This window comes from Ekhidna sp., from assembly GCF_965247405.1.
In the GTDB taxonomy this organism is placed as follows: domain Bacteria; phylum Bacteroidota; class Bacteroidia; order Cytophagales; family Cyclobacteriaceae; genus Ekhidna.
This window is the reverse complement of sequence record NZ_OZ252014.1, coordinates 140799-160551: the sequence shown is the minus strand read 5'-3', so window position 1 is coordinate 160551 and position 19753 is coordinate 140799. Positions and strand designations below refer to the sequence as shown.

The window sequence follows — 19753 nt, the reverse complement described above, 5'->3', positions numbered from 1 at the left end:
TGATGAATCCTGATGCAAATAGAACGAATTTTATTGAAATAGTTATATTATTTTATATTAACGGTTAATAAATATTATATAAAACAAGAATCAAGATCAAGTTATTCAACGACTTCAAGAGGGGAATGAGCGATTCGTTTCCAATAAATTGAACGGTGAACTCCAAAATGATGATAGAAGATCCGAATTGGTAGGAGGTCAGTCTCCATGGGCCATTGTTTTGAGCTGTGCGGACAGTCGTGTAGTCCCAGAATTGGCGTTTGATACCGGGTTAGGTGAATTGTTCGTGCTACGAGTAGCGGGGAACATTGCCAATACGGACACCATTGCCAGTATTGAATACGCTGTAGCTCACTTAGGTACTGGCGTAATTGTGGTTATGGGCCATGAAAGCTGCGGAGCAGTAGGAGCTGCTCTTGCAGGTGGTGACAATGGTTACAATCTAAATCACTTACTTGCTCAGATTGAACCTGCCAAGGCACAAGCTGGGAGCGATGACGTAAATACAGTAGTGAAAAAGAACGCTGAACTATCAGCCAACGATTTATATGACAGATCATCCATAATTAAAGGTGCTGTAGATGGGGGTAAACTCAAGATTGTTTCTGCCTTCTATAACCTTGGAAGCGGCAAGGTTGATTTTATCTAAACTGAAAGTAAATCATTAAGGACCACTCGATTCTTTCGAGTGGTCTTTTTAATTATCGTTGTTTCGATTATTTAGATCTCTCACCAAAAAATTGATTCGCTGCATATCTCCTATGAGGTCATCCATGTGGGTTTTTTCCAGGTCCACTTTGGCTTTTTCCTGAAAGCTATCCGTAATTTCTCTTTCCACCAGAATAAACGTATCAATACTCTTTGAAAGCTGTTTTACCAGGTTTTTAGTATGATAAAGTCGCTGATAAAACTCCGTCAGCATCCGGTTATGCTTGGTATAGTAATCAAGAGGTGGAGTTTTGTTATTGATACTTGCAAGCAATATCTCAAAATTGGCGATTGACTCTCTATCGATTTGCTCCAGTTTAGGGAGGTATGTTGTGTTGATGTAATCTTTTAACACTTTCAAAGAAACTATTAGCGTATCTTCTGAATCCAGGACGTGCGCTTGAATTTTCCCTTTTTTAGTGGGATTTAATCCATTTACGTTACTGGGTAAAATCCCGCTGACCACTCCACCAAGACCAAATATTCCACCAATGGTTTCTGTTGTTCCTTTCAATGCACGGTATAAGCTAAAACCATTCGGAATCAGTAGGTAATATTCCTGAATATATTCATCCACATTTCTGATGTGTAATGTCATATCTTCAGGTATGCGCATCGATTCCTCATAAGCATTTATGGATTGAATAATGGTAGCAATCCTAACAGAGTCAGAGGTATGGAGGGAGCTTTCTAGATTTTTAGATTCAAGATTAAGGTCTGCTACACGCACATTCAGCTCTCTATAATATCGTGGGTAGTTGGCAATTGCCTCAAAATAATTATGAGACATTTTCAGCTGACTTTTGCTTAAAGGGGCACATGAAGCAAAGAATAGGAAGACAACAATCAGGATACGAAAATATTTCATGCGTTAAATCTCATCATATTATTGAATAAATGCGATTGTAGCCGGAAAACTTTCATGAGGGCAGGTGTTGTTTTATCTTTGAATCTCAATTAAACCAAAGCATCAAGAAGTTATCTTCTTATTTAAAGACCAGAAAAGCACACCTTTAAAATACGCACGTCTCCAAAAAGAAAGGAGTGGTCTGTGATACTGGATATAGCAATTTTTGCTATCTACGTTGTTTTGGTTTTCCTTGTAGGACTTTATTTCTACAGAAAGAATAAAACCAGTGATGATTATTATGTTGCCGGCAGGAATGTCTCTAGCTGGCATATTGGACTTTCCGTAGTAGCTACAGATGTGGGTGGAGGTTTTTCCATAGGGTTAGGAGGACTGGGATTTACCATGGGCCTTTCAGGTTCCTGGCTGCTATTCACTGGGTTAATTGGTGCCTGGATGGCGGCCGTCCTTTTGATTCCAAAAGTCTATCAGCTGCCAGGCATTCAGAAAATGACCACTCTGCCACAGATATTTGAGCATTTTTATGGTAAACGTGTAGCAATTTTGGCAGGAATTATTACTACGGTTGGATACCTTGGCTTTACAAGTTCTCAAATTATTGCAGGAGCAAAACTCGCCACGGGCACTTTTGAAGGATTTTCCTTTGAACATGCAGTGTTATTGATGGGTGTGGTGGCCGTGGGATATACCATTTTAGGTGGGCTCAAAGCCGTGATCTACACAGATACGGTGCAATGGATTATTTTGATGGCTGGGTTGCTCTTTGCGGGGATTCCGTTTGCCTACGATGCAATTGGGGGATGGCCTGCAGTAAATGCCATCGCGAACAAAGATTATCTCACGCTAACAAACCTTACGTGGAAAGATTTAGTTAACTGGGCAATAACTATTATTCCAATTTGGTTTGTTGGAATGACTCTGTACCAACGGATTTTTGCAAGTCGTGGAGAAAAGCAGGCCAGGAAAGCCTGGTTTATTGCGGGGCTGTTTGAGTGGCCGCTAATGGCTTTCCTGGGTGTGATTTTGGGCTTGTTTGGTCGAGTGGCTTATGAGCAAGGAATCTTTGAAGTGGTTGGGTATGCAGCCAATATGGATATGGATCCGGAGTTGGGATTGCCAGTGTTACTTCGTACAGTCCTTCCACATGGACTTATGGGGCTGGTGCTTGCGGCCTATTTTTCTGCAGTTATGTCTACAGCAGATAGTTGCCTTATGGCATCTTCCGGATCATTCCTTACAGATATCCTACGATTTAAGGATAAAGGGTTGGAGGAGATGGATAAAAAGGCTTTGAGGTCTTCTCAGGGAGCAACATTGATATTAGGGGTGATTGCATTAATCATTGCATTATCGCTGGAAAACGTACTGGAGGCCATGTTGTTCTCATATGCGTTTATGGTTTCGGGCTTGTTCGTGCCAATCATTGGAGCTTTTTACTGGAAAAAAGCAACAAAATTGGGTGCTTTTGTTGCCATGCTTTTGGGTGGAATTGTGACAACTACGCTTACATTATTGGAAATTCAATGGTTTGGACTTGATCCGAACCTTTATGGAATAATTAGTGCCGCAATTGTGTTTATCAGTATTGGATTAATAAAAAATAACATAGAAAAATGAATATAACCTTTAAGAAATATTTCCCCGCCCAGACAGTGGGCCTGTATGAAAAGGAGGAAGTTGTCAGCTTCCTGCATCGATATTTAGATGATTTTGGAGATCCAAAAGATGACATCAGGAAGTGCATTGAATATGCACTAAATGCTGGCAAACACCCCGGAGGATTAATCCTGACAGCATGGGACGGAGAGACGATGGTAGGCGCGACAATCATCAATAAGACCGGTATGGCGGGATATATACCGGAAAACATCCTTGTATATATTGCTACGCACTCAGACTATCGAGGAAAAGGAATTGGCGGTCAGCTAATTGAGCGTTCGTTTAAGGAAACCGAAGGGGATATCGCACTGCATGTGGAGCCTGAAAACCCGGCTAAACACCTTTATGAAAAATTAGGATTCACCAATAAATACTTGGAAATGCGATGGAAGAGACCGCAATAAACGATCTCATAACCTTTAGAAAAGAGCTGCATCAGCACCCGGAAGTATCACAAAAAGAAAAGGAAACGCAGAAACGAATCATTCATTTTCTGAAAGAGTCAGGGATAGAAGGTAAACCGATTGGTGGTACCGGTGTGTTTGTGATGTTCGATAGCGGGAGAGAAGGGAAGACCATTATGCTTCGTTCTGACCATGATGCACTGCCAATACAGGAGATTAATGATTTTAAACATAAATCTCTGATTGATGGGGTTTCTCATAAATGTGGACATGATGGTCATACAGCAATTATGTGCGGAGTTGCAAAATATTTCAAGGAAAATCCGATCTCTGAAGGGATGTTGATATTAGTATTTCAACCAGCTGAAGAAAACGGGGAGGGGGCTAAAGCAGTGCTTGCGGATGATCTGTTTGATTTTGAACCTGACCTGGTTTTTGCGATGCACAACCTGCCAGGCTATCCATTGCACCAGGTGGTGATCAAAGACAAAAACTTTACAACAGCTGCAAAAAGCATCATCATCAAGCTTTCAGGAAAGACGTCTCACGCAGCAGAGCCTGAATTAGGAATCAATCCGGCAAAGGCTATTGCGGAATTAATTGGAATGTTTGAACGCGAAAGTGAACCGGAATTGAATAGAGATGATTTTGCGCTTGCATCACCAGTACACATTGATATGGGTGAAAAGTCCTATGGCATTACCGCAGGCTATGGTGAAGTTCATTATACACTTAGGACCTGGAATAGTGAGGTGATGAAGGATTTTGCCGAAAGGATTGTTCGAAGGACAGAGGAGATCGCTAAGACCCATCAATTAAAGTTGGACATTGATTGGACCGAAGAATTTGATTCTAACAATAATCACCCGGCACCAATGGAAGTGATACGAAAGGCAATCCAAGCAAATGAGCTTGATTACTTTGAGCGCCAACGACCGTTTAAGTGGGGAGAGGATTTTGGTCTTTTTACGCAACAATTTCCCGGAGCAATGTTTGGGATAGGCTCAGGAGAAGCTTGTCCTGCGCTGCACAATCCGGATTATGATTTTCCTGATGAGATCATAGAGACAGGAATAAATATGTTTACCGCCATTGTTGAAAAAGCGATTGATGGATAGTACGTCATATATTGAGCTAAGCAAAGAAGCTTACAAAAACAACCTTCAATTCCTACGGTCATTAATTAAAGAGGGGGCACGCATTTCTTCGGTAGTGAAGGGGAATGCTTATGGTCACGGCATTGCTGACTTTGTGCCAATGGCTGAGGAAATGGGAATCGATCATTTCTCGGTTTATAGTGCTGATGAGGCTGCAGAAGTATTTAAAGCCATTAGGAAAGATAGCACCGAATTAATGATTATGGGCCATATCGCCAATGAGGATTTGAAGTGGGCCATATCGAATGATATTTCTTTTTTTGTTTTCGAATTTGACCGATTAAGAGTTGCTGCTGAAAAAGCACGTATTTTGAATAAGAAAGCACGGATTCATATTGAGTTTGAAACGGGGATGAATCGTACGGGGTTTGATGAAGAAGAGGTCAACAGGCTCATTCCAGTCTTGAAGGAGTATGAAGATAATCTGATCATTGAGGGGGTATGTACCCACTATGCAGGGGCTGAGAGTATCGCAAACTATTTACGTGTTCAGGATCAGAAGAAAAACTTCAATCAATTGGCTCAGTTGTTGGTTGATAATGGTATCGAACCGAAAACACGTCATACCTGTTGTTCAGCCGCTTCCATTCGACTCCCGGAAATGCATGAAGACATGGTGCGAATCGGAATTCTTCAGTATGGATTTTGGCCTAGTCGTGAGATATTCATTGAATACCTGAAAGGAAAGAAGGATAAAATAGAACCCTTGAGGCGGCTGATCACGTGGAAAAGCTCCATAATGAGTGTAAAACACATTGAAATGGGGGAATTTGTAGGGTATGGTACCACCTATCTGGCACAACGAGACATGAAGATTGCAACAGTGCCAATTGGCTATTCACATGGCTTCAGCCGATCATTAAGCAACACGGGTCGTGTTTTGATAAATGGATTCCGTGTTCCGGTCATTGGCATGGTGAATATGAACAATCTTGCAGTGGATGTATCGGAGATTGATGAAATAAGAAAAGGAGACGAAGTAACTTTAATAGGTAAAAGTGGGGATGTTGAAATAAGTGTAGCATCGTTTGGTGAGCTTAGCGACCAGTTGAATTATGAATTGTTGACACGATTACCAACTAGAATCCCACGAATAATCAAAGACTAATGGCATACATTGAACTATATAAGGATAAGCTAAAGAAGAACTACCAGTTTCTGGACGATCTTTTCAAAGAGAATGACATTGAGTGGGCAGTTGTCTCAAAGCTGCTCTGTGGCAATGAAAAATACCTAAAAGAGGTCATTGATCTTGGCGCAAAAGAGATCTGTGATTCCAGAATAAGTAATCTGGAGGCCATTAAAAAAATAGATCCCAATGTTCAGACGGTTTACATAAAGCCACCAGCAAAACGCAGTATTCCACGTCTTGTGAAATATGCCGATGCAAGCTTCAATACGGAATACAAAACCATCAAATGGATTTCAGATGAAGCGGTGAAACAAAATAAGAAGCACAAGGTCATCATCATGATCGAGCTGGGAGATTTAAGAGAAGGGGTAATGGGCGATCATCTGATGGATTTTTATGAATCTGTTTTTAATCTTCCAAACATCGAGGTAACAGGAATTGGAGCCAATCTTAACTGTTTGTATGGAGTGATGCCATCAGAAGATAAACTTGTACAACTATCTCTATATGAGCAACTTATAGAGGCTAAATTCAATAGAAAGATTCCATGGGTGACAGGAGGAACCTCTGTGGTGATTCCATTGCTTTTTAGAAAGCAGGTACCTGACGGAATTAATCATTTTAGAATTGGTGAAACCTTGTTTTTTGGATTGGATTTATTCACTCAGGAAGTAGTCCCAGGGATGGAAGGAGATGTGTTCAAGCTTCACTCTGAGATAATTGAGATTACCGAAAAACCTAAAATTCCCATTGGATATATGGAAGCTAATCCATCCGGGGAGACGTTCGAAATCAATGAAGACGATTATGGCAAAACATCTTACAGAGCCATTCTCGATATTGGGCTCTTAGACGTTTCAGAGGACTTTCTCATTCCTGATGATGACTCTATAGAGATCACAGGCGCCAGCTCTGATATGCTGATCGTAGATTTGGGAGAATCGAGTGAAAAATACAAGGTAGGAGACCTGGTATCTTTCAAATTGAAATACATGGGAGCGCTGGGAATTTTCAACTCCGATTACATTGAAAAAAGAGTAGTCTGAAAGTATCCTGATACTTCCTACTTTTGCACAAAACCTAATCGAAATGTCTGCAGATTTTCAGCGTAAGAAACTGGGGTACTTTTTCCGTATCCTGGACCTTAATAGCAACGGATGCCTACAAATGGATGATTTCACCGAGATGGTGGAAAAAGTACGTGTAACCCTGGGATATGAGCCAGGAAGCAAAGAACATAAGCGAATCACGGATAAAGCGGTTAAACTTTTCAATTCACTGGTAAAAGATATCAAGCCTTCCAGCTTCAATCAGGTCATGGAAAGCGAGTGGGTAGACTTCTTTTTGAAGGAAGTGATCCTTTCAGGAGATGAAGATACGCTTGATGATTATAAAGAGTTGATCTTCAACTTCATGTTCGATTTTTTTGATCAGAATCGTGATGGATTCATTTCGAAAAAAGAGTATGAAGACTTCTATGACATTTTTGGTATCGACCGATCCTATTGTGATAAGGCCTTCAGTCTGCTTGACAAAACGCAGAGCTACAAGCTTTCCAGGTATGATCTGATGAATGCAGTTGAAGAATTCTTTGCGGCTAGTGACCCGACTTTGCCGGGTAACTGGATTTTTGGTAACTGGGAATCAGAGCCACACGCAGTGCTGTAAACTTTACAGCTTATCTAAAAGATTTTCATCTACCAGATTCGGAAGTGTCACTTTCAATCCTGGAGTACGATTCATTTCTCTTTTGATAGCGAACAAGGCCTCTTCGTTTCGCGCCCAGCTTCTTCTGGCAATGCCATTATTCACATCATAGAAAAGCATGGATTTTAATCTTCGGTCTGCTTCTTTAGTTCCATCCAGGAGCATTCCAAAGCCTCCGTTGATCACTTCACCCCAGCCAACTCCACCACCATTGTGAATGGAAACCCATGTAGCCCCTCGGAAGCTGTCTCCAATTACATTCTGGATAGCCATATCTGCTGTGTAACGACTACCATCATAGATATTGCTTGTTTCACGGTAAGGGGAATCCGTACCACTTACATCATGATGATCTCTACCTAACACGATAGGCGCTGAAATATCGCCTGACTTGATAGCTTGATTAAATGCTTCAGCAATTTTTGATCTTCCTTCTGCATCTGCGTATAAGATTCTGGCCTGAGACCCAACGACCAGCCGGTTGTTTTCAGCTTCTTCTATCCATCGAATGTTGTCTTGCATTTGCTGTTGAATCTCAGCAGGGGAGTTGGACTTGATCGCTCTCATGACCTCCAATGCGATCTGGTCTGACTTTCGTAGATCTTCTGCTTTGCCTGAAGTACACACCCATCGGAACGGACCGAATCCATAATCAAAACACATCGGGCCGAGGATGTCTTGAACATAAGAAGGATACTTAAAATCAATCCCATTTTCGGCCATTACATCACCTCCGGCACGTGATGCTTCCAGTAAAAAAGCATTACCATAGTCAAAGAAGTACGTGCCTCTTGCTGCATGTTTATTTACTGCGGCAGCATGTCTTCTGAGTGTTTCTTGTACTTTTTCCTTGAATTTTGTGGGGTTGTTACGGATCAGATCGTTTGATTCCTCAAAACTTAACCCCACCGGATAGTAACCACCAGACCATGGATTGTGCAGAGATGTCTGATCTGAACCCAATTCAACGGTAACTTCTTCTTCATAAAATCGCTCCCATACATCCACCACATTTCCAACAAATGCGATGGAAACGACTTCCTCTTTTTCCTTTGCTTCTTTGACTCTGGCAACTAGTCTGTCAATATCTTCAATGATTTCATCGACCCATCCTTGTTCGTGTCGCTTGTGAGCAGCGCTCGGGTTCACTTCGGCACAAACCGTGATACAACCTGCGATGTTTCCAGCCTTTGGTTGTGCACCACTCATTCCTCCAAGCCCGGCGGTCAGAAAGATTTTTCCTGCTGGAGAGACACCCGATCCAAGTTTCTTTCGGAAGGCATTCATCACGGTAATGGTAGTTCCATGAACAATTCCCTGGGGACCAATGTACATATACGAGCCAGCGGTCATTTGACCGTATTGGGTTACTCCCAGCGCATTGAATCGTTCCCAGTCATCTGGTTGTGAATAGTTAGGGATCATCATGCCATTAGTAACAACCACTCTTGGAGCATCTTTATGTGAGGGGAAAAGGCCCATAGGGTGTCCGGAATACATATGGAGTGTTTGCTCATCTGTCATGGTGGCTAGATACTGCATGGTAAGGAGGTACTGAGCCCAGTTTTGGAAAACGGCACCATTTCCACCATAAGTGATCAGCTCTTCTGGGTGTTGAGCGACGGCAGGATCCAGGTTGTTTTGGATCATCAACATGATGGCAGCTGCTTGCCTGGATTTGGCAGGGTATTCCTCGATTGGGCGTGCGTACATGTCGTATTCAGGCATAAAACGATACATGTAGATTCTACCAAAATCATTTAGCTCTTCAGCAAATTCAGGAGCTAACTCTGCGTGCCACTCTTTAGGGAAGTACCGAAGTGCGTTTTTTATGGCTAGCTTCTTTTCCTCAGCAGTAAGAATATCCTTTCGTTTTGGTGCCCGATTAACACCTTCTTTCAATGATTTTTTAGCTGGAAGCTTGTCAGGAATGCCTTGTAATATTTGTTCTTGAAATGTCATATCTAATTTCTTTTAACCGCTAAGTGCACTGAGGTTATCACAGAGTTCTCAGAGGGATCTCTGATTTCACTGCTGTAAATAATTAATAACTATCAAAGTCACTACTAAAGTCTGTATCCAACGAGATTCCCTCTGCATCAGCCGTTTCCCATGCAACTCTAATCAGCTCTTTATTTCTAATCATTTCAATAGCGGTTTCCATCCTATCATTCATCACTCCATCTTCGGTTATGTGATCGATTTTACTTCTCACATGTTCGTGGATAGCAGCAATAATTTTACTTGATTTTAATGGTCTGTGAAAGTCTAGTGACTGAGCAGCACAGAACACCTCAACACCGATGATTTTTTCAACATTTTCAACCACGCGTAATGTTTTACGTCCAGCAATGGAGCCCATGCTTACATGGTCTTCTTGTCCTAAGGAAGTTGGGATGCTATCAGCACTCGCAGGAAAACACAATCCTTTGTTTTCGCTGGCAAGCGCAGCAGTAGTGTATTGTGGGATCATGAATCCTGAATTAGTACCAGTTTCTTTTAAAAGCAGTTTGGGTACCCCGGGTGTATCACCTTCCAGTGATAAATAGATTCTACGGTCAGATATATTACCTACTTCTGCAGCAGCCAGACAAGCATAGTCTATCGGTAGTGCCATGGGTTGGCCATGGAAGTTACCACCACTGATGGTATGATCCTTACTAAAAACAATCGGGTTATCGGTAACGGAGTTGATTTCTACTTCCAGCATTTCTTTCACATGCAGCCATGCGTTGCGTGATGCTCCATGCACTTGTGGCATACATCGAAGCGAGTAGGGATCCTGAACACGAGCACAATTCGCATGTGAATGAACGACCTCTGATCCATCAAGAAGGTGGCTGATGAAAGCTGCAACATGTCGAGTTCCTTTGTAGGCTCGAACGTCGTGCAATTCAGGTGAAAATGGCTTAACAGAGGCCAGCAATCCCTCTATCATCATCGCACCTGAAATATCAGCATGTGTCAGCACATTTTGAAGTCGCTCTATGATTGAAACAGCATGTGCAGCAATAAACTGAGTTCCGTTGATCAAACCAAGTCCTTCTTTGGCTCCAAGCTGGATAGGAGAAAGATTCTCTTTTTGCAACCACTCATCAGATGGAACGAACTGGCCATTGAGTTTCACTTTCCCCAAACCAATTAAAGGAAGGAATAAATGGGATAGGGGAGCCAGGTCCCCAGATGCTCCAACCGACCCTTGTTCCGGTACAAGTGGAATTACGTTTACATCAATATGAAAAATGATTCGATCGATGGTATCCTCACGTACCCCTGAGAAACCTTTTGCCAGGGCATGAACTTTTAAGATCATCATTAATTTGGCCAATTCATCGGCGATAGGATCACCTAAACCAACAGCATGACTCATTAGTAGGTTTTTCTGAAGGGTGCTGGTTTCTTCTTTGGAAATCTGAGTCGTGCAGAGTGGACCAAAGCCTGTATTGATCCCGTAAACAGCTTTATCTCCGTCGGCAATGGCTTTTACTTCATCTGCACTCTTCCTGATCTTTCTGCGTGTATTTTCTGAGATGATTCCTTTAGTCTTACCTCTAGAGATGGATAATGCAATTCCAGCAGTAAGATGGTCTTCGCCGTAATGAAAAACTTCCGGGTTGCTTGTCATATTGAAAAGGTTGTTTAGGCAACAAATTTAGCTGACGCTTCTATAAGCTCCTACATACATGCATGTGAGTTTGTGCCTTGGTATTATCACAAATATTACATGAATAGATTAGAAAATTTCATAAATCAAAATAATCAAATTGGTATAGAACTTGACAATGGGATTTTGGGATGTTATAAACTCAACTAATCCCATAACTACAATGAGAAATTTGTACCTAGTACTATTGCTGTCCATAGTGGTCGGCTGTGTACAGAAAGAAGAAAGTAAGCAATTAACCTTCACAGAAGGTCAGGTAATTGCAAGGGGTAAACAATTGGTTTCTTTGGGAGCTTGCCATGATTGCCACACACCAAAAGTGTTTAATGAAACAGGTATGCATTTAGACCAATCCAGGCTGCTTTCAGGCCACCCATTTGGCTCCATTCTTCCTAAAATCGATGAGCAAGTTTTTAGACCCGGACATTGGACCTACTTTAATGAACATTTTACAGCAGCTGTTGGTATGTGGGGAATGACTTTTTCAAAAAACCTGACACCCCATGAGACCGGCTTAAAAGGATGGACCCCAGAGGTTTTTATTGCTACTATGAGAAAAGGTAAGCATATGGGTATTGAGTCTGCACGACCTATTATGCCACCTATGCCATGGGAAAATCTAAAAGATCTTCCCGATGAAGACCTGATAGCAATATTCAAATATCTGCAGTCGATTCAACCTGTTGACAACTATGTACCGGAACCAATGAATCCCGAACAAGCCCTCGCATTTAAAAATTGAGAACGTTGATATTTTAGAAAATGCTTTGACATATTGACACAAAAAAACCGGGTGGCTACTAACCCACCCGGCGTGTTAAACCTATATCCTATCATTGGGTACCTTGTATGAAGAAGTTCTCAACAATTAGGATAAAAGTAAAACGCTAATAGAACATTTTGGTTTTGGGCATTTTTACAAAACAAACCAACCATTCGATAAAACTTAGAAGAATGTCGTTTGTGCTACACGATACGTATTTGCATGAGCTTCCAAAATATGTTTAATATCTTTTGAATAGCCTCCACCCATTGAAGCTACTATTGGAAGGTCATTTTTCTTTGCGGCTTCAATTACTATCTGATCTCTTTGCTTACACCCCTCAATAGTTAAACTCAATCGACCCAGTTTGTCAGTTTCTAATACATCTACTCCAGACTGGAAAAAGATAAAATCAGGTTCCACTTTGTCTAATAACAGGTTTAGGTTTTTATCCAGTGTAGATAGATAGGTTTTATCCTCCGTGCCATCTTTGAGGGCGATATCTAAATCAGACTGTTCTTTTTGCAAAGGGTAGTTTCGTTCTCCATGTACACTGAAGGTGAATACTCGAGACTCATTCTTAAAAATCTCTGCCGTTCCATTTCCCTGGTGTACGTCAAGGTCAACCACTAGAATCTGTTTTGCTTTCTGATGGTCTAGTAAGTATTTGGAGGCTATTGCGATATCATTTAGTAAACAAAATCCTTCTGCTCTATCAGAAAATGCATGATGTGTGCCTCCAGCAATGTTCATTGCCATTCCGTATTGAAGGGCATACTCTGCACATTGAATGGTACCAGCATTAATGGTGATTTCCCTGTTTACGAGTTGCTCTGTTATTGGAAATCCACTTCGCCTTTCTTCTTGTCTTGTGAAATCGATTTTTTGAAGCTTTGCCCAATACTTCGGCTTATGCACGGATACAATTTCACTTTCAGTTAGCCGTCTTGGTTCAAAAATATTTTGCTCGGTTATGGTTCCCTCATAAAGTAGTTGTCTTGGCAATAAATCATACTTCTCCATTGGAAACCGGTGGCCCAGAGGTAGAGGATGATTATAGATGGAAGACCAGGCTATTTTAAGCATGATTGGTTAACTGAAATTACAGAACATTGGTTTAGTCTTCTCAAAGGTTTCAGTTAAGGTTCTGAGCACACTACCATGTAGATCAGCTATTTTATGGATTTTATTAAACCATTTAAAGAATAGATATAATTATTTTAATCGATGGAAAATAATTTGAACCTTCCTTGATCAATGACTTTTTACTGTTATTGATGCCGTAAACTATTTAATCATCATAGATCAGACAGTAATCAGAATGCCTGATTTTGAATTTGCCTAATGGACAAAGAAAAAGACACAATCGTTATTAAGTATGGAGGAAATGCCATGGTGAATGATTCGCTGAAGCAAGCTATTCTTGCTAAAGTTGCAGACCTCCATAATGCTGGTCATCGTATTGTAATTGTTCATGGAGGAGGACCTTTCATAAATGCAATGCTGGATAAGGTTGAGATTCAGTCTGAGTTTATAGGTGGTCATCGAAAGACCACACCGGAGGCTATGAAATATATTGAGATGGCCCTGAAAGGTGAAGTTAATACCAGTCTTGTCGGCCAAATGAACGCCTTGGGAACCAAAGCTGTGGGTCTATCAGGTAAAGATGGTGGAATGATTACAGTTAAAAAACGGTTTCATTATGAGGAAGAGAGGCAAATTGATCTCGGACAAGTGGCTGATGTTGCGTCCGTTCAGCCGGAAATTCTAATAGATCTTTTAGATAAAAAATATGTACCCATTGTTGCTTGCGTATCTGCAGATAAAGCAGGAGCCTCCTTCAATATCAACGCAGACATGATGGCAGGTGCAATTGCAGGTGCATTGCAAGCGGATTATTTGGTTTTGACGGATGTGGATGGCATTAGAAGAGATAAAGATGATCCAGACTCACTCATTGATCAGATATCATTACAACAGATTCCTGAAATGATGAAAAACATGATTGTTGGCGGAATGATACCTAAAATCGAATCATGCCAAATTGCCATTGAAGGCGGTTCAAAAAGAGCGAGAATTATAAATGGTACAAAACCAGAGCAGTTAATCGAAGCAATAAACACTAGGAATCAGATAGGTACTACGATCACAAAATAATTATGAGTTACAGTACAGAGGAGCTACATCAATTAGATAAGGAATATTATTTACCAACTTTTAAAAGGTACCCGCTGGCCTTCAAAAAGGGAAAAGGAGCCAGACTCTGGGACATGGAAGGCAATGAATATATTGATGCGCTTGCCGGAATTGCTGTAAACAATGTTGGCCATTCCCATCCAAAAGTTGTGAAAGCCATTCAAGACCAAGCAGAGAACCTTATCCATATTTCAAACTTCTATCTTTCAGAGCCACAAATGGTGCTTGCTAAGAAACTCGCGGAGCTTTCCGGATTAAAGCGTGTATTTTTTGGAAATAGTGGTGCGGAGGCAGCTGAAGGAGCAATTAAAATTGCCCGAAAATATGCCAGTAAGAATGGACGAGGAGGCACAATCATCAGCATGAAAAATGCTTTTCATGGTAGAACCATGGCGACCCTGGCAGCAACAGGCAAGAAAGCCATGATGAATGGGTTTGATCCGATACCGGAAGGATTTTGTCATATCCCATTTAATGACATCAATCTGGTAAAAGAAAAAGTGAATCAAGATGTCGCAGCAATAATGCTGGAACCAATACAAGGCGAGGGTGGGATCATCCCTGCGGAGGAAAAGTTCCTGAAGGAGCTTCGTGCCTTTTGTGATCGGGAAGGTATTGTATTGATATTTGACGAGGTGCAGTGTGGTATCGGACGTACAGGTAAAATGTTTGCATTCGAACACTACGAAATTAGACCTGATGTGATGACGTTGGCAAAAGGACTTGGTGGTGGTGTGCCTATAGGGGCAGTTTTGGCCAGCGAGAAAGTAGGTGGCGCAATCGATTGGGGTGATCATGGAACGACCTTTGGGGGGAACCCACTCGCATGTGCTGCGGCATTGGCTACTTTGGAGGCAATTGAAGAGGAAAATCTGATGGAAACAGCAACCGAAAATGGCCTTTGGTTTAGAGAAAAGATCATCAAAGCAACAACTGAATATCCTGAAATCAAAGGAATACGAGGAGAGGGATTGATGTTGGGAGTGGTACTTTCAGTAGAATCCAAGCCGATTGTTGCTACCATGATGAAACACAAGGTATTGGCAAATGCAACAGCTGAAAATGTAGTTCGTATTGTGCCCCCTTTGAATATTTCACGAGATGACCTGCAAGTTGTAATTGATGTATTACTGCAATCAATTAAGGAAAATAGAAAATGAGTAAGTATAAAGTTGGAATTGTAGGGGCTACCGGATATACCGGTTCAGAGTTGGTTCGTATTCTTATCCACCATCCATCGGTGGAGATTGATGTAATTACTGCTGATTCACGAAAAGGTGAACGATTTGTAGATGTCCATCCTCAATTTTCAGGCATTTTTGATGCGCCACTGGTTGGCATTGATGAAATAGAAAAACACGATTTAGATATTGTATTTCTTGCGCTTCCGCATGGAGTGTCAATGGATTTCGTAAAAGATCATTTAAATAGTGATTTTAAGATCATAGATCTTTCTGGAGACTTCCGCTTGTCGTCTCCTGACGTTTATGAATCATGGTATAAAAAAGATCACCGCTTCACTGAAGGTTTTGAAGCGGCTGTTTTTGGTTTACCCGAACTATTCAGATCGAAAATCAGAAAGGCTAAGTTAGTGGCTAATCCAGGGTGCTTTCCTACCTCTGCAATTTTAGCGCTGGCACCTCTTTTGAAAGAAGGACTTGTTGATAAGAAACACTTAATTGTCGATTCCAAAACGGGTGTGACCGGTGCAGGGAATAAAGCAAAACCAAACACTCATTTTCCTGCTGTCAATGATAACTTCACAGCATATGGAGTTAAGAAGCATCGCCATACCATAGAAATTCAGGAAGTAATCAATGCTTATTCCGGGGAAGAATCCTCTGTTCTTTTTACACCTCATTTATTGCCGGTGGATAGGGGCATTCTCTCTACCACCTATTCAAAACCATCACAAGAGGTCTCTGAAGAATTAATTCGCAAAATTTTCAATGAATACTATGATAATGAGCCATTTGTGCGTCTTGTAAGTCAGTTGCCATCACTAAAACAAGTGAGGGGAACGAATCTTGCAGATTTGTATATAACATATGATGAACGTACCAATACCATTATTACTGTATCAGTCATAGACAATCTGGTTAAAGGAGCAGCTGGTCAGGCTGTTCAGAATATGAATTTAATGTTGGGTCTAAATGAAGATGAAGGCCTGGCTATTGTTCCATTACAACCTTAAAATGCCTTTCAATTATTGATATGATAAGAAACATTACTAACGTTAGAGGTATCAAGTGCTGGGGAGCACATACAGGAGTAAAATCGATGCGACGTGATCTCGCAATTATGTACTCAGAGGTTCCTGCCAAAGTCTCAGCTACTTTCACTCAAAATTTGGTTTGTGCAGCTCCGGTAAAGCTTTCACAAAAGCATCTCAAAGAAACCAGTGGAATTGCAAGAGCCATCGTTGTTAATTCAGGAAATGCAAATGCAGTGACTGGGAAGCAAGGTGAGGAAGGAGCGCTAGCAATGGCCAAAGCGACCGCAGAGGAACTCAATATCGATGTGAATCAGGTGTTGGTTTCTTCCACTGGAATTATCGGAAAAGAGTTTCCTACGGATGAGGTGGTGCAAGGAATTAAAGAGAATGTCAAAAATCTTTCTGAAAACTCCAGAGCAGGTTCTTTCGCCGCAAATGCAATATTGACCACAGATACATTTGCTAAAGAGGGGTATGTTGAATTCGACATCAACGGAAACACAATCAACATTGCAGGTATAGCCAAGGGTTCTGGAATGATTCACCCCAATATGGCTACCATGTTGGCATTTACATTTACGGATATCAACATTGATCAGAAGCTATTGGATAAGGCATTCAAAGAAGCTGTAAATGACTCGTTCAATATGATTACGGTAGATGGGGACACTTCTACCAATGATATGGCTTCCATAATGACGACAGGTCTTGCGGATAATGAGTTGATAACCTCTGCCAGCGATCCGAATTATAAGCTGTTTAAAGACAAGTTGAATGAACTAATGGTCTACCTGGCGAAGTTGATTATTTCAGATGGAGAAGGAGCCTCAAAATTCATTGAATACAGGCTTTCAGGAGCTAAAAACAAGAAGGACGCCAGGCATATGGTGAGAGTCGTTTCTGATTCTTCGTTGGTGAAAACAGCTATGTTTGGCAGAGATCCTAACTGGGGAAGAGTATTGGCAGCTATGGGTAGATCAGGCGTAAAATTCGATACCGATAAAGTAGATTTATATCTTGGTAACGAAGAGGAATCGGTACAAATGCTCGACCAGGGTAAACCATTGGAATTTGACATGAATTTGGTCAAGCGTATCCTCAAAAAGTCTGAAATCATCATTGAAATGAAGCTGCGAGAAGGTAAAGCTTCAGCAGTAGGCTGGGGGACAGATTTATCTACAGACTATGTGATGTTTAACTCCATGTATACAACATAGGGTCTGGGGAATTAATCAAGTCCAACAACTTTTGGTTTTCCCACGATTGGACTCTTGAAGAACTGTGGCGCAGATAATGATACTTTGAAGTAAAAAAACTTACCCTCGGTAGGTGCGTTTGGAAGAAGGGATATTCGAAATTCAAAGGTGTCGAAAACTAAACTTTCATTTCTGATTCGAATGCCTCCGCCCATAGTGTAATAGGTTTTTGAATAGGGGTCAAAGTTGCGTGTCTCTCTCACATGACCAACACCCAAGTGACCGTATGTCGCAAATCTGAAGCCGTAGAAGTACCAGGGTTGAAAAACAACATATTCAGAGGTTAGTGTAAAAAGTCTGTTTCCAGATATCTGATTCCCCTCAATTGAGCTAATTCGATTTTCTCCTTGTAAGGATTGTGCAATAGGGATGGAAAGGTCATCTCCATTGAAGTAGTGGAAACGAGTGAATATCCGTGAGTAGGCAGCTCCAAGATCGAAAAGGGGAGTAAAGTGTCTGCCATCAAGCTGAAATACCCGGTTGGTTTTTTTATTGTTCATCTGGAAATATCCCGATTCCAGATTGACCAGGAAGTATCCGGCTCCCTTATTGTAGGTAGAGTAGATGGTGCGAATTCCACGGTAATCCCGTTCTCCAAACTCAGTCCAGTCTCTGCCAAAGATTACGGAGTAAATAAAACCAACAGGCACGTCTTCAGTAATGTTGAATGATAATATATTTCTGGTTTTCAGGAAGTTAACTTTGCTATATGAAAGTGCTCCCACAAGAAAGTGGTGATCATGATATATGGTGTTGCTATCGGTCTGAACAGTAGGTCTTTCAGAGAAGTTATCATGTTGTAACCGAACAGCAGCACTTATATTTTTTCTGTTTCCAAGTAAAAATGAACGTGCCCCCCAAAGATCATAGCTCTTTCGGTCGATTTGAAAATCTTCTTCATAAATGGAATCTGCAAAGACAAGGTTAGTGATTGGCTCTACATGCTCGATGGTGGCTTCCCCGTAATATTTTGTTTCCGGTGAAATGAAATTCCGCTCAAATGTCAACCCTTTACTTTTGCCCAAATAGTTATCAGAAAAATAGACCGTCCCATCAATGAATGTATTCTCAATATTTCTGACGGTATAATGCGCATCATATCCATGCATTGGTAACTCTTCGCCATGACGCAAATACTCTACACCGAACTCATTACCTGTACCTAGGATATTTTGATTTGTGAAACCTAATCTTAGTGCATCGTTACTGTCGAGTGAAGCATCTATAGACCAGGGAAATCGGTCTTTGACGATGACCGTTGCTTCTACTGTATTCAGCTCACGTGGATTAACCTTTAGTATGATTTTAGAGTCCTCAATGTATTTCAGCGAGCGAATGATTCGCTCAGTATCAGCTATTTCGTATGCATTCACTTCATCGCCTATTTCAAAAAGCAGGTGTTTGAAGATCACCTCTTTTTTAGTGTCCTTGTGGAGCTTGTTGCTTAGTTTGCCAATGCTGGATCGGGCTTCAAGCGTAGTGTCGTTGACTGACCCTCCAAACAAATCAACGGGAATGTATTTGATGGATGTAATGGTTTTACCTTCAAACGCTTCAAAGTATGCCTCACTTCTTACCGGATCCCTGTTCTTGATTCCATTTTCCGGTGGTTTATTGGTGATCAAGAGATTATAGAGCTCTTTAGTGACTTTGTTTCTTTGAGCTACTGAATAAACTGAGTCGTAAAATCCGTCCGACAATACATATTTGTTGTCATAAACCTGATACTCTGTACCTTTTGGTAGCAGAATTGTCGTATCATTCCTTGCAACAACCAATGAGTCAGCCACAACCAAAATTTGGTTTTGCTTTAAGTTAATCGTGGTACTTTTTTGTGCAAATGCATACTGGGTATAGCTGCACAACAACCCAATCAAAATTCCTCTTACTGACCTTACCACTTACATTCTGAATTTCAGCTGACAAGTATATATATGCTCATCCTTTTTTGCCTGACATAATAGAGATAAGATCAATTTTACTATTTCATTCATATTTTATACAACTAATTAATTACTTTCACG

At 41.1% G+C, this 19753-nt stretch carries 17 protein-coding genes; 12 read left to right on the top strand and 5 right to left on the bottom strand.

The features are described from left to right. Positions 1–148: 148 nt before the first annotated feature. Positions 149–649: a carbonic anhydrase gene (locus tag ACP14Y_RS00705; RefSeq protein ID WP_424961052.1), complete on the top strand. Its 501-nt coding sequence runs from the start codon at positions 149–151 to the stop codon at positions 647–649. A 48-nt stretch (positions 650–697) separates the two neighbouring features. Here ACP14Y_RS00705 and ACP14Y_RS00700 read toward each other — a convergent pair whose 3' ends face one another. After that, positions 698–1576: a hypothetical protein gene (locus ACP14Y_RS00700; RefSeq protein ID WP_424961051.1), complete on the bottom strand. Its 879-nt coding sequence runs from the start codon at positions 1574–1576 to the stop codon at positions 698–700. A 183-nt stretch (positions 1577–1759) separates the two neighbouring features. On the opposite strand from ACP14Y_RS00700, the gene ACP14Y_RS00695 reads away from it, so the two are divergent. The 6 genes from ACP14Y_RS00695 to ACP14Y_RS00670 are packed head-to-tail and all read left to right on the top strand — an operon-like array spanning position 1760 to position 7596. Beyond that, a complete protein-coding gene (locus ACP14Y_RS00695) occupies positions 1760–3193 on the top strand; it encodes a sodium:solute symporter family protein (RefSeq protein ID WP_424961050.1) in 1434 nt (477 codons plus the stop codon). Continuing rightward, entirely contained in the window at positions 3190–3639 is a 450-nt protein-coding gene (locus tag ACP14Y_RS00690) for a GNAT family N-acetyltransferase (RefSeq protein ID WP_424961049.1), read from the top strand. The genes ACP14Y_RS00695 and ACP14Y_RS00690 overlap by 4 nt, the downstream gene beginning before the upstream one ends. Then, on the top strand, positions 3621–4757 hold the full coding sequence (locus ACP14Y_RS00685) for a M20 metallopeptidase family protein (RefSeq protein ID WP_424961048.1): 1137 nt from the start codon (positions 3621–3623) through the stop codon (positions 4755–4757). The genes ACP14Y_RS00690 and ACP14Y_RS00685 overlap by 19 nt, the downstream gene beginning before the upstream one ends. Beyond that, positions 4750–5904: an alanine racemase gene (alr, locus tag ACP14Y_RS00680; protein WP_424961047.1), complete on the top strand. Its 1155-nt coding sequence runs from the start codon at positions 4750–4752 to the stop codon at positions 5902–5904. The genes ACP14Y_RS00685 and alr overlap by 8 nt, the downstream gene beginning before the upstream one ends. After that, on the top strand, positions 5904–6974 hold the full coding sequence (locus ACP14Y_RS00675) for an alanine racemase (protein WP_424961046.1): 1071 nt from the start codon (positions 5904–5906) through the stop codon (positions 6972–6974). Before alr ends, ACP14Y_RS00675 begins: the two co-directional genes overlap by 1 nt. Positions 6975–7017: 43 nt before the next feature. Then, positions 7018–7596 (top strand): EF-hand domain-containing protein, encoded by a 579-nt coding sequence (locus tag ACP14Y_RS00670; protein WP_424961045.1) that lies wholly within the window; start codon positions 7018–7020, stop codon positions 7594–7596. A 3-nt stretch (positions 7597–7599) separates the two neighbouring features. Here ACP14Y_RS00670 and ACP14Y_RS00665 read toward each other — a convergent pair whose 3' ends face one another. Both ACP14Y_RS00665 and hutH read right to left on the bottom strand, forming a co-directional pair. Then, positions 7600–9597, bottom strand: coding sequence for a urocanate hydratase (locus ACP14Y_RS00665; RefSeq protein ID WP_424961044.1), 1998 nt, complete (start codon positions 9595–9597; stop codon positions 7600–7602). An 82-nt stretch (positions 9598–9679) separates the two neighbouring features. Then, entirely contained in the window at positions 9680–11260 is a 1581-nt protein-coding gene (hutH, locus tag ACP14Y_RS00660) for a histidine ammonia-lyase (RefSeq protein ID WP_424961043.1), read from the bottom strand. 202 nt (positions 11261–11462) lie between these two features. Here hutH and ACP14Y_RS00655 point away from each other — a divergent pair, with 202 nt between their 5' ends. Continuing rightward, positions 11463–12041: a diheme cytochrome c-553 gene (locus ACP14Y_RS00655; protein ID WP_424961042.1), complete on the top strand. Its 579-nt coding sequence runs from the start codon at positions 11463–11465 to the stop codon at positions 12039–12041. A 204-nt stretch (positions 12042–12245) separates the two neighbouring features. Here ACP14Y_RS00655 and ACP14Y_RS00650 read toward each other — a convergent pair whose 3' ends face one another. Next, positions 12246–13148, bottom strand: coding sequence for a histone deacetylase family protein (locus tag ACP14Y_RS00650; RefSeq protein WP_424961041.1), 903 nt, complete (start codon positions 13146–13148; stop codon positions 12246–12248). Between the two features lie 258 nt (positions 13149–13406). Here ACP14Y_RS00650 and argB point away from each other — a divergent pair, with 258 nt between their 5' ends. The 4 genes from argB to argJ are packed head-to-tail and all read left to right on the top strand — an operon-like array spanning position 13407 to position 17690. Further along, positions 13407–14219, top strand: a complete 813-nt coding sequence (gene argB, locus ACP14Y_RS00645) for an acetylglutamate kinase (RefSeq protein WP_424961040.1) — start codon at positions 13407–13409, stop codon at positions 14217–14219. A gap of 2 nt (positions 14220–14221) precedes the next feature. Further along, positions 14222–15418: an aspartate aminotransferase family protein gene (locus ACP14Y_RS00640; RefSeq protein WP_424961039.1), complete on the top strand. Its 1197-nt coding sequence runs from the start codon at positions 14222–14224 to the stop codon at positions 15416–15418. Beyond that, positions 15415–16452 (top strand): N-acetyl-gamma-glutamyl-phosphate reductase, encoded by a 1038-nt coding sequence (argC, locus tag ACP14Y_RS00635; protein WP_424961038.1) that lies wholly within the window; start codon positions 15415–15417, stop codon positions 16450–16452. The genes ACP14Y_RS00640 and argC overlap by 4 nt, the downstream gene beginning before the upstream one ends. Positions 16453–16472: 20 nt before the next feature. Further along, entirely contained in the window at positions 16473–17690 is a 1218-nt protein-coding gene (gene argJ, locus ACP14Y_RS00630; protein WP_424961037.1) for a bifunctional glutamate N-acetyltransferase/amino-acid acetyltransferase ArgJ, read from the top strand. A gap of 11 nt (positions 17691–17701) precedes the next feature. On the opposite strand, the gene ACP14Y_RS00625 is transcribed toward argJ, so the two are convergent. Continuing rightward, positions 17702–19519, bottom strand: a complete 1818-nt coding sequence (locus tag ACP14Y_RS00625) for a hypothetical protein (RefSeq protein ID WP_424961036.1) — start codon at positions 19517–19519, stop codon at positions 17702–17704. Between the last annotated feature and the right edge of the window lie 234 nt (positions 19520–19753).

Bases quoted from the DNA above. Each gene is read 5' to 3' on its own strand.
- ACP14Y_RS00640 (WP_424961039.1), top strand. From the start codon at position 14,222: ATGAGTTACAGTACAGAGGAGCTACATCAATTAGATAAGGAATATTAT.
- ACP14Y_RS00690 (WP_424961049.1), top strand. From the start codon at position 3,190: ATGAATATAACCTTTAAGAAATATTTCCCCGCCCAGACAGTGGGCCTG.
- argB (WP_424961040.1), top strand. From the start codon at position 13,407: ATGGACAAAGAAAAAGACACAATCGTTATTAAGTATGGAGGAAATGCC.
- alr (WP_424961047.1), top strand. From the start codon at position 4,750: ATGGATAGTACGTCATATATTGAGCTAAGCAAAGAAGCTTACAAAAAC.
- hutH (WP_424961043.1), bottom strand. From the start codon at position 11,260: ATGACAAGCAACCCGGAAGTTTTTCATTACGGCGAAGACCATCTTACT.
- ACP14Y_RS00670 (WP_424961045.1), top strand. From the start codon at position 7,018: ATGTCTGCAGATTTTCAGCGTAAGAAACTGGGGTACTTTTTCCGTATC.
- argJ (WP_424961037.1), top strand. From the start codon at position 16,473: ATGATAAGAAACATTACTAACGTTAGAGGTATCAAGTGCTGGGGAGCA.
- ACP14Y_RS00675 (WP_424961046.1), top strand. From the start codon at position 5,904: ATGGCATACATTGAACTATATAAGGATAAGCTAAAGAAGAACTACCAG.
- ACP14Y_RS00655 (WP_424961042.1), top strand. From the start codon at position 11,463: ATGAGAAATTTGTACCTAGTACTATTGCTGTCCATAGTGGTCGGCTGT.
- ACP14Y_RS00700 (WP_424961051.1), bottom strand. From the start codon at position 1,576: ATGAAATATTTTCGTATCCTGATTGTTGTCTTCCTATTCTTTGCTTCA.
- ACP14Y_RS00685 (WP_424961048.1), top strand. From the start codon at position 3,621: ATGGAAGAGACCGCAATAAACGATCTCATAACCTTTAGAAAAGAGCTG.
- ACP14Y_RS00650 (WP_424961041.1), bottom strand. From the start codon at position 13,148: ATGCTTAAAATAGCCTGGTCTTCCATCTATAATCATCCTCTACCTCTG.
- argC (WP_424961038.1), top strand. From the start codon at position 15,415: ATGAGTAAGTATAAAGTTGGAATTGTAGGGGCTACCGGATATACCGGT.
- ACP14Y_RS00665 (WP_424961044.1), bottom strand. From the start codon at position 9,597: ATGACATTTCAAGAACAAATATTACAAGGCATTCCTGACAAGCTTCCA.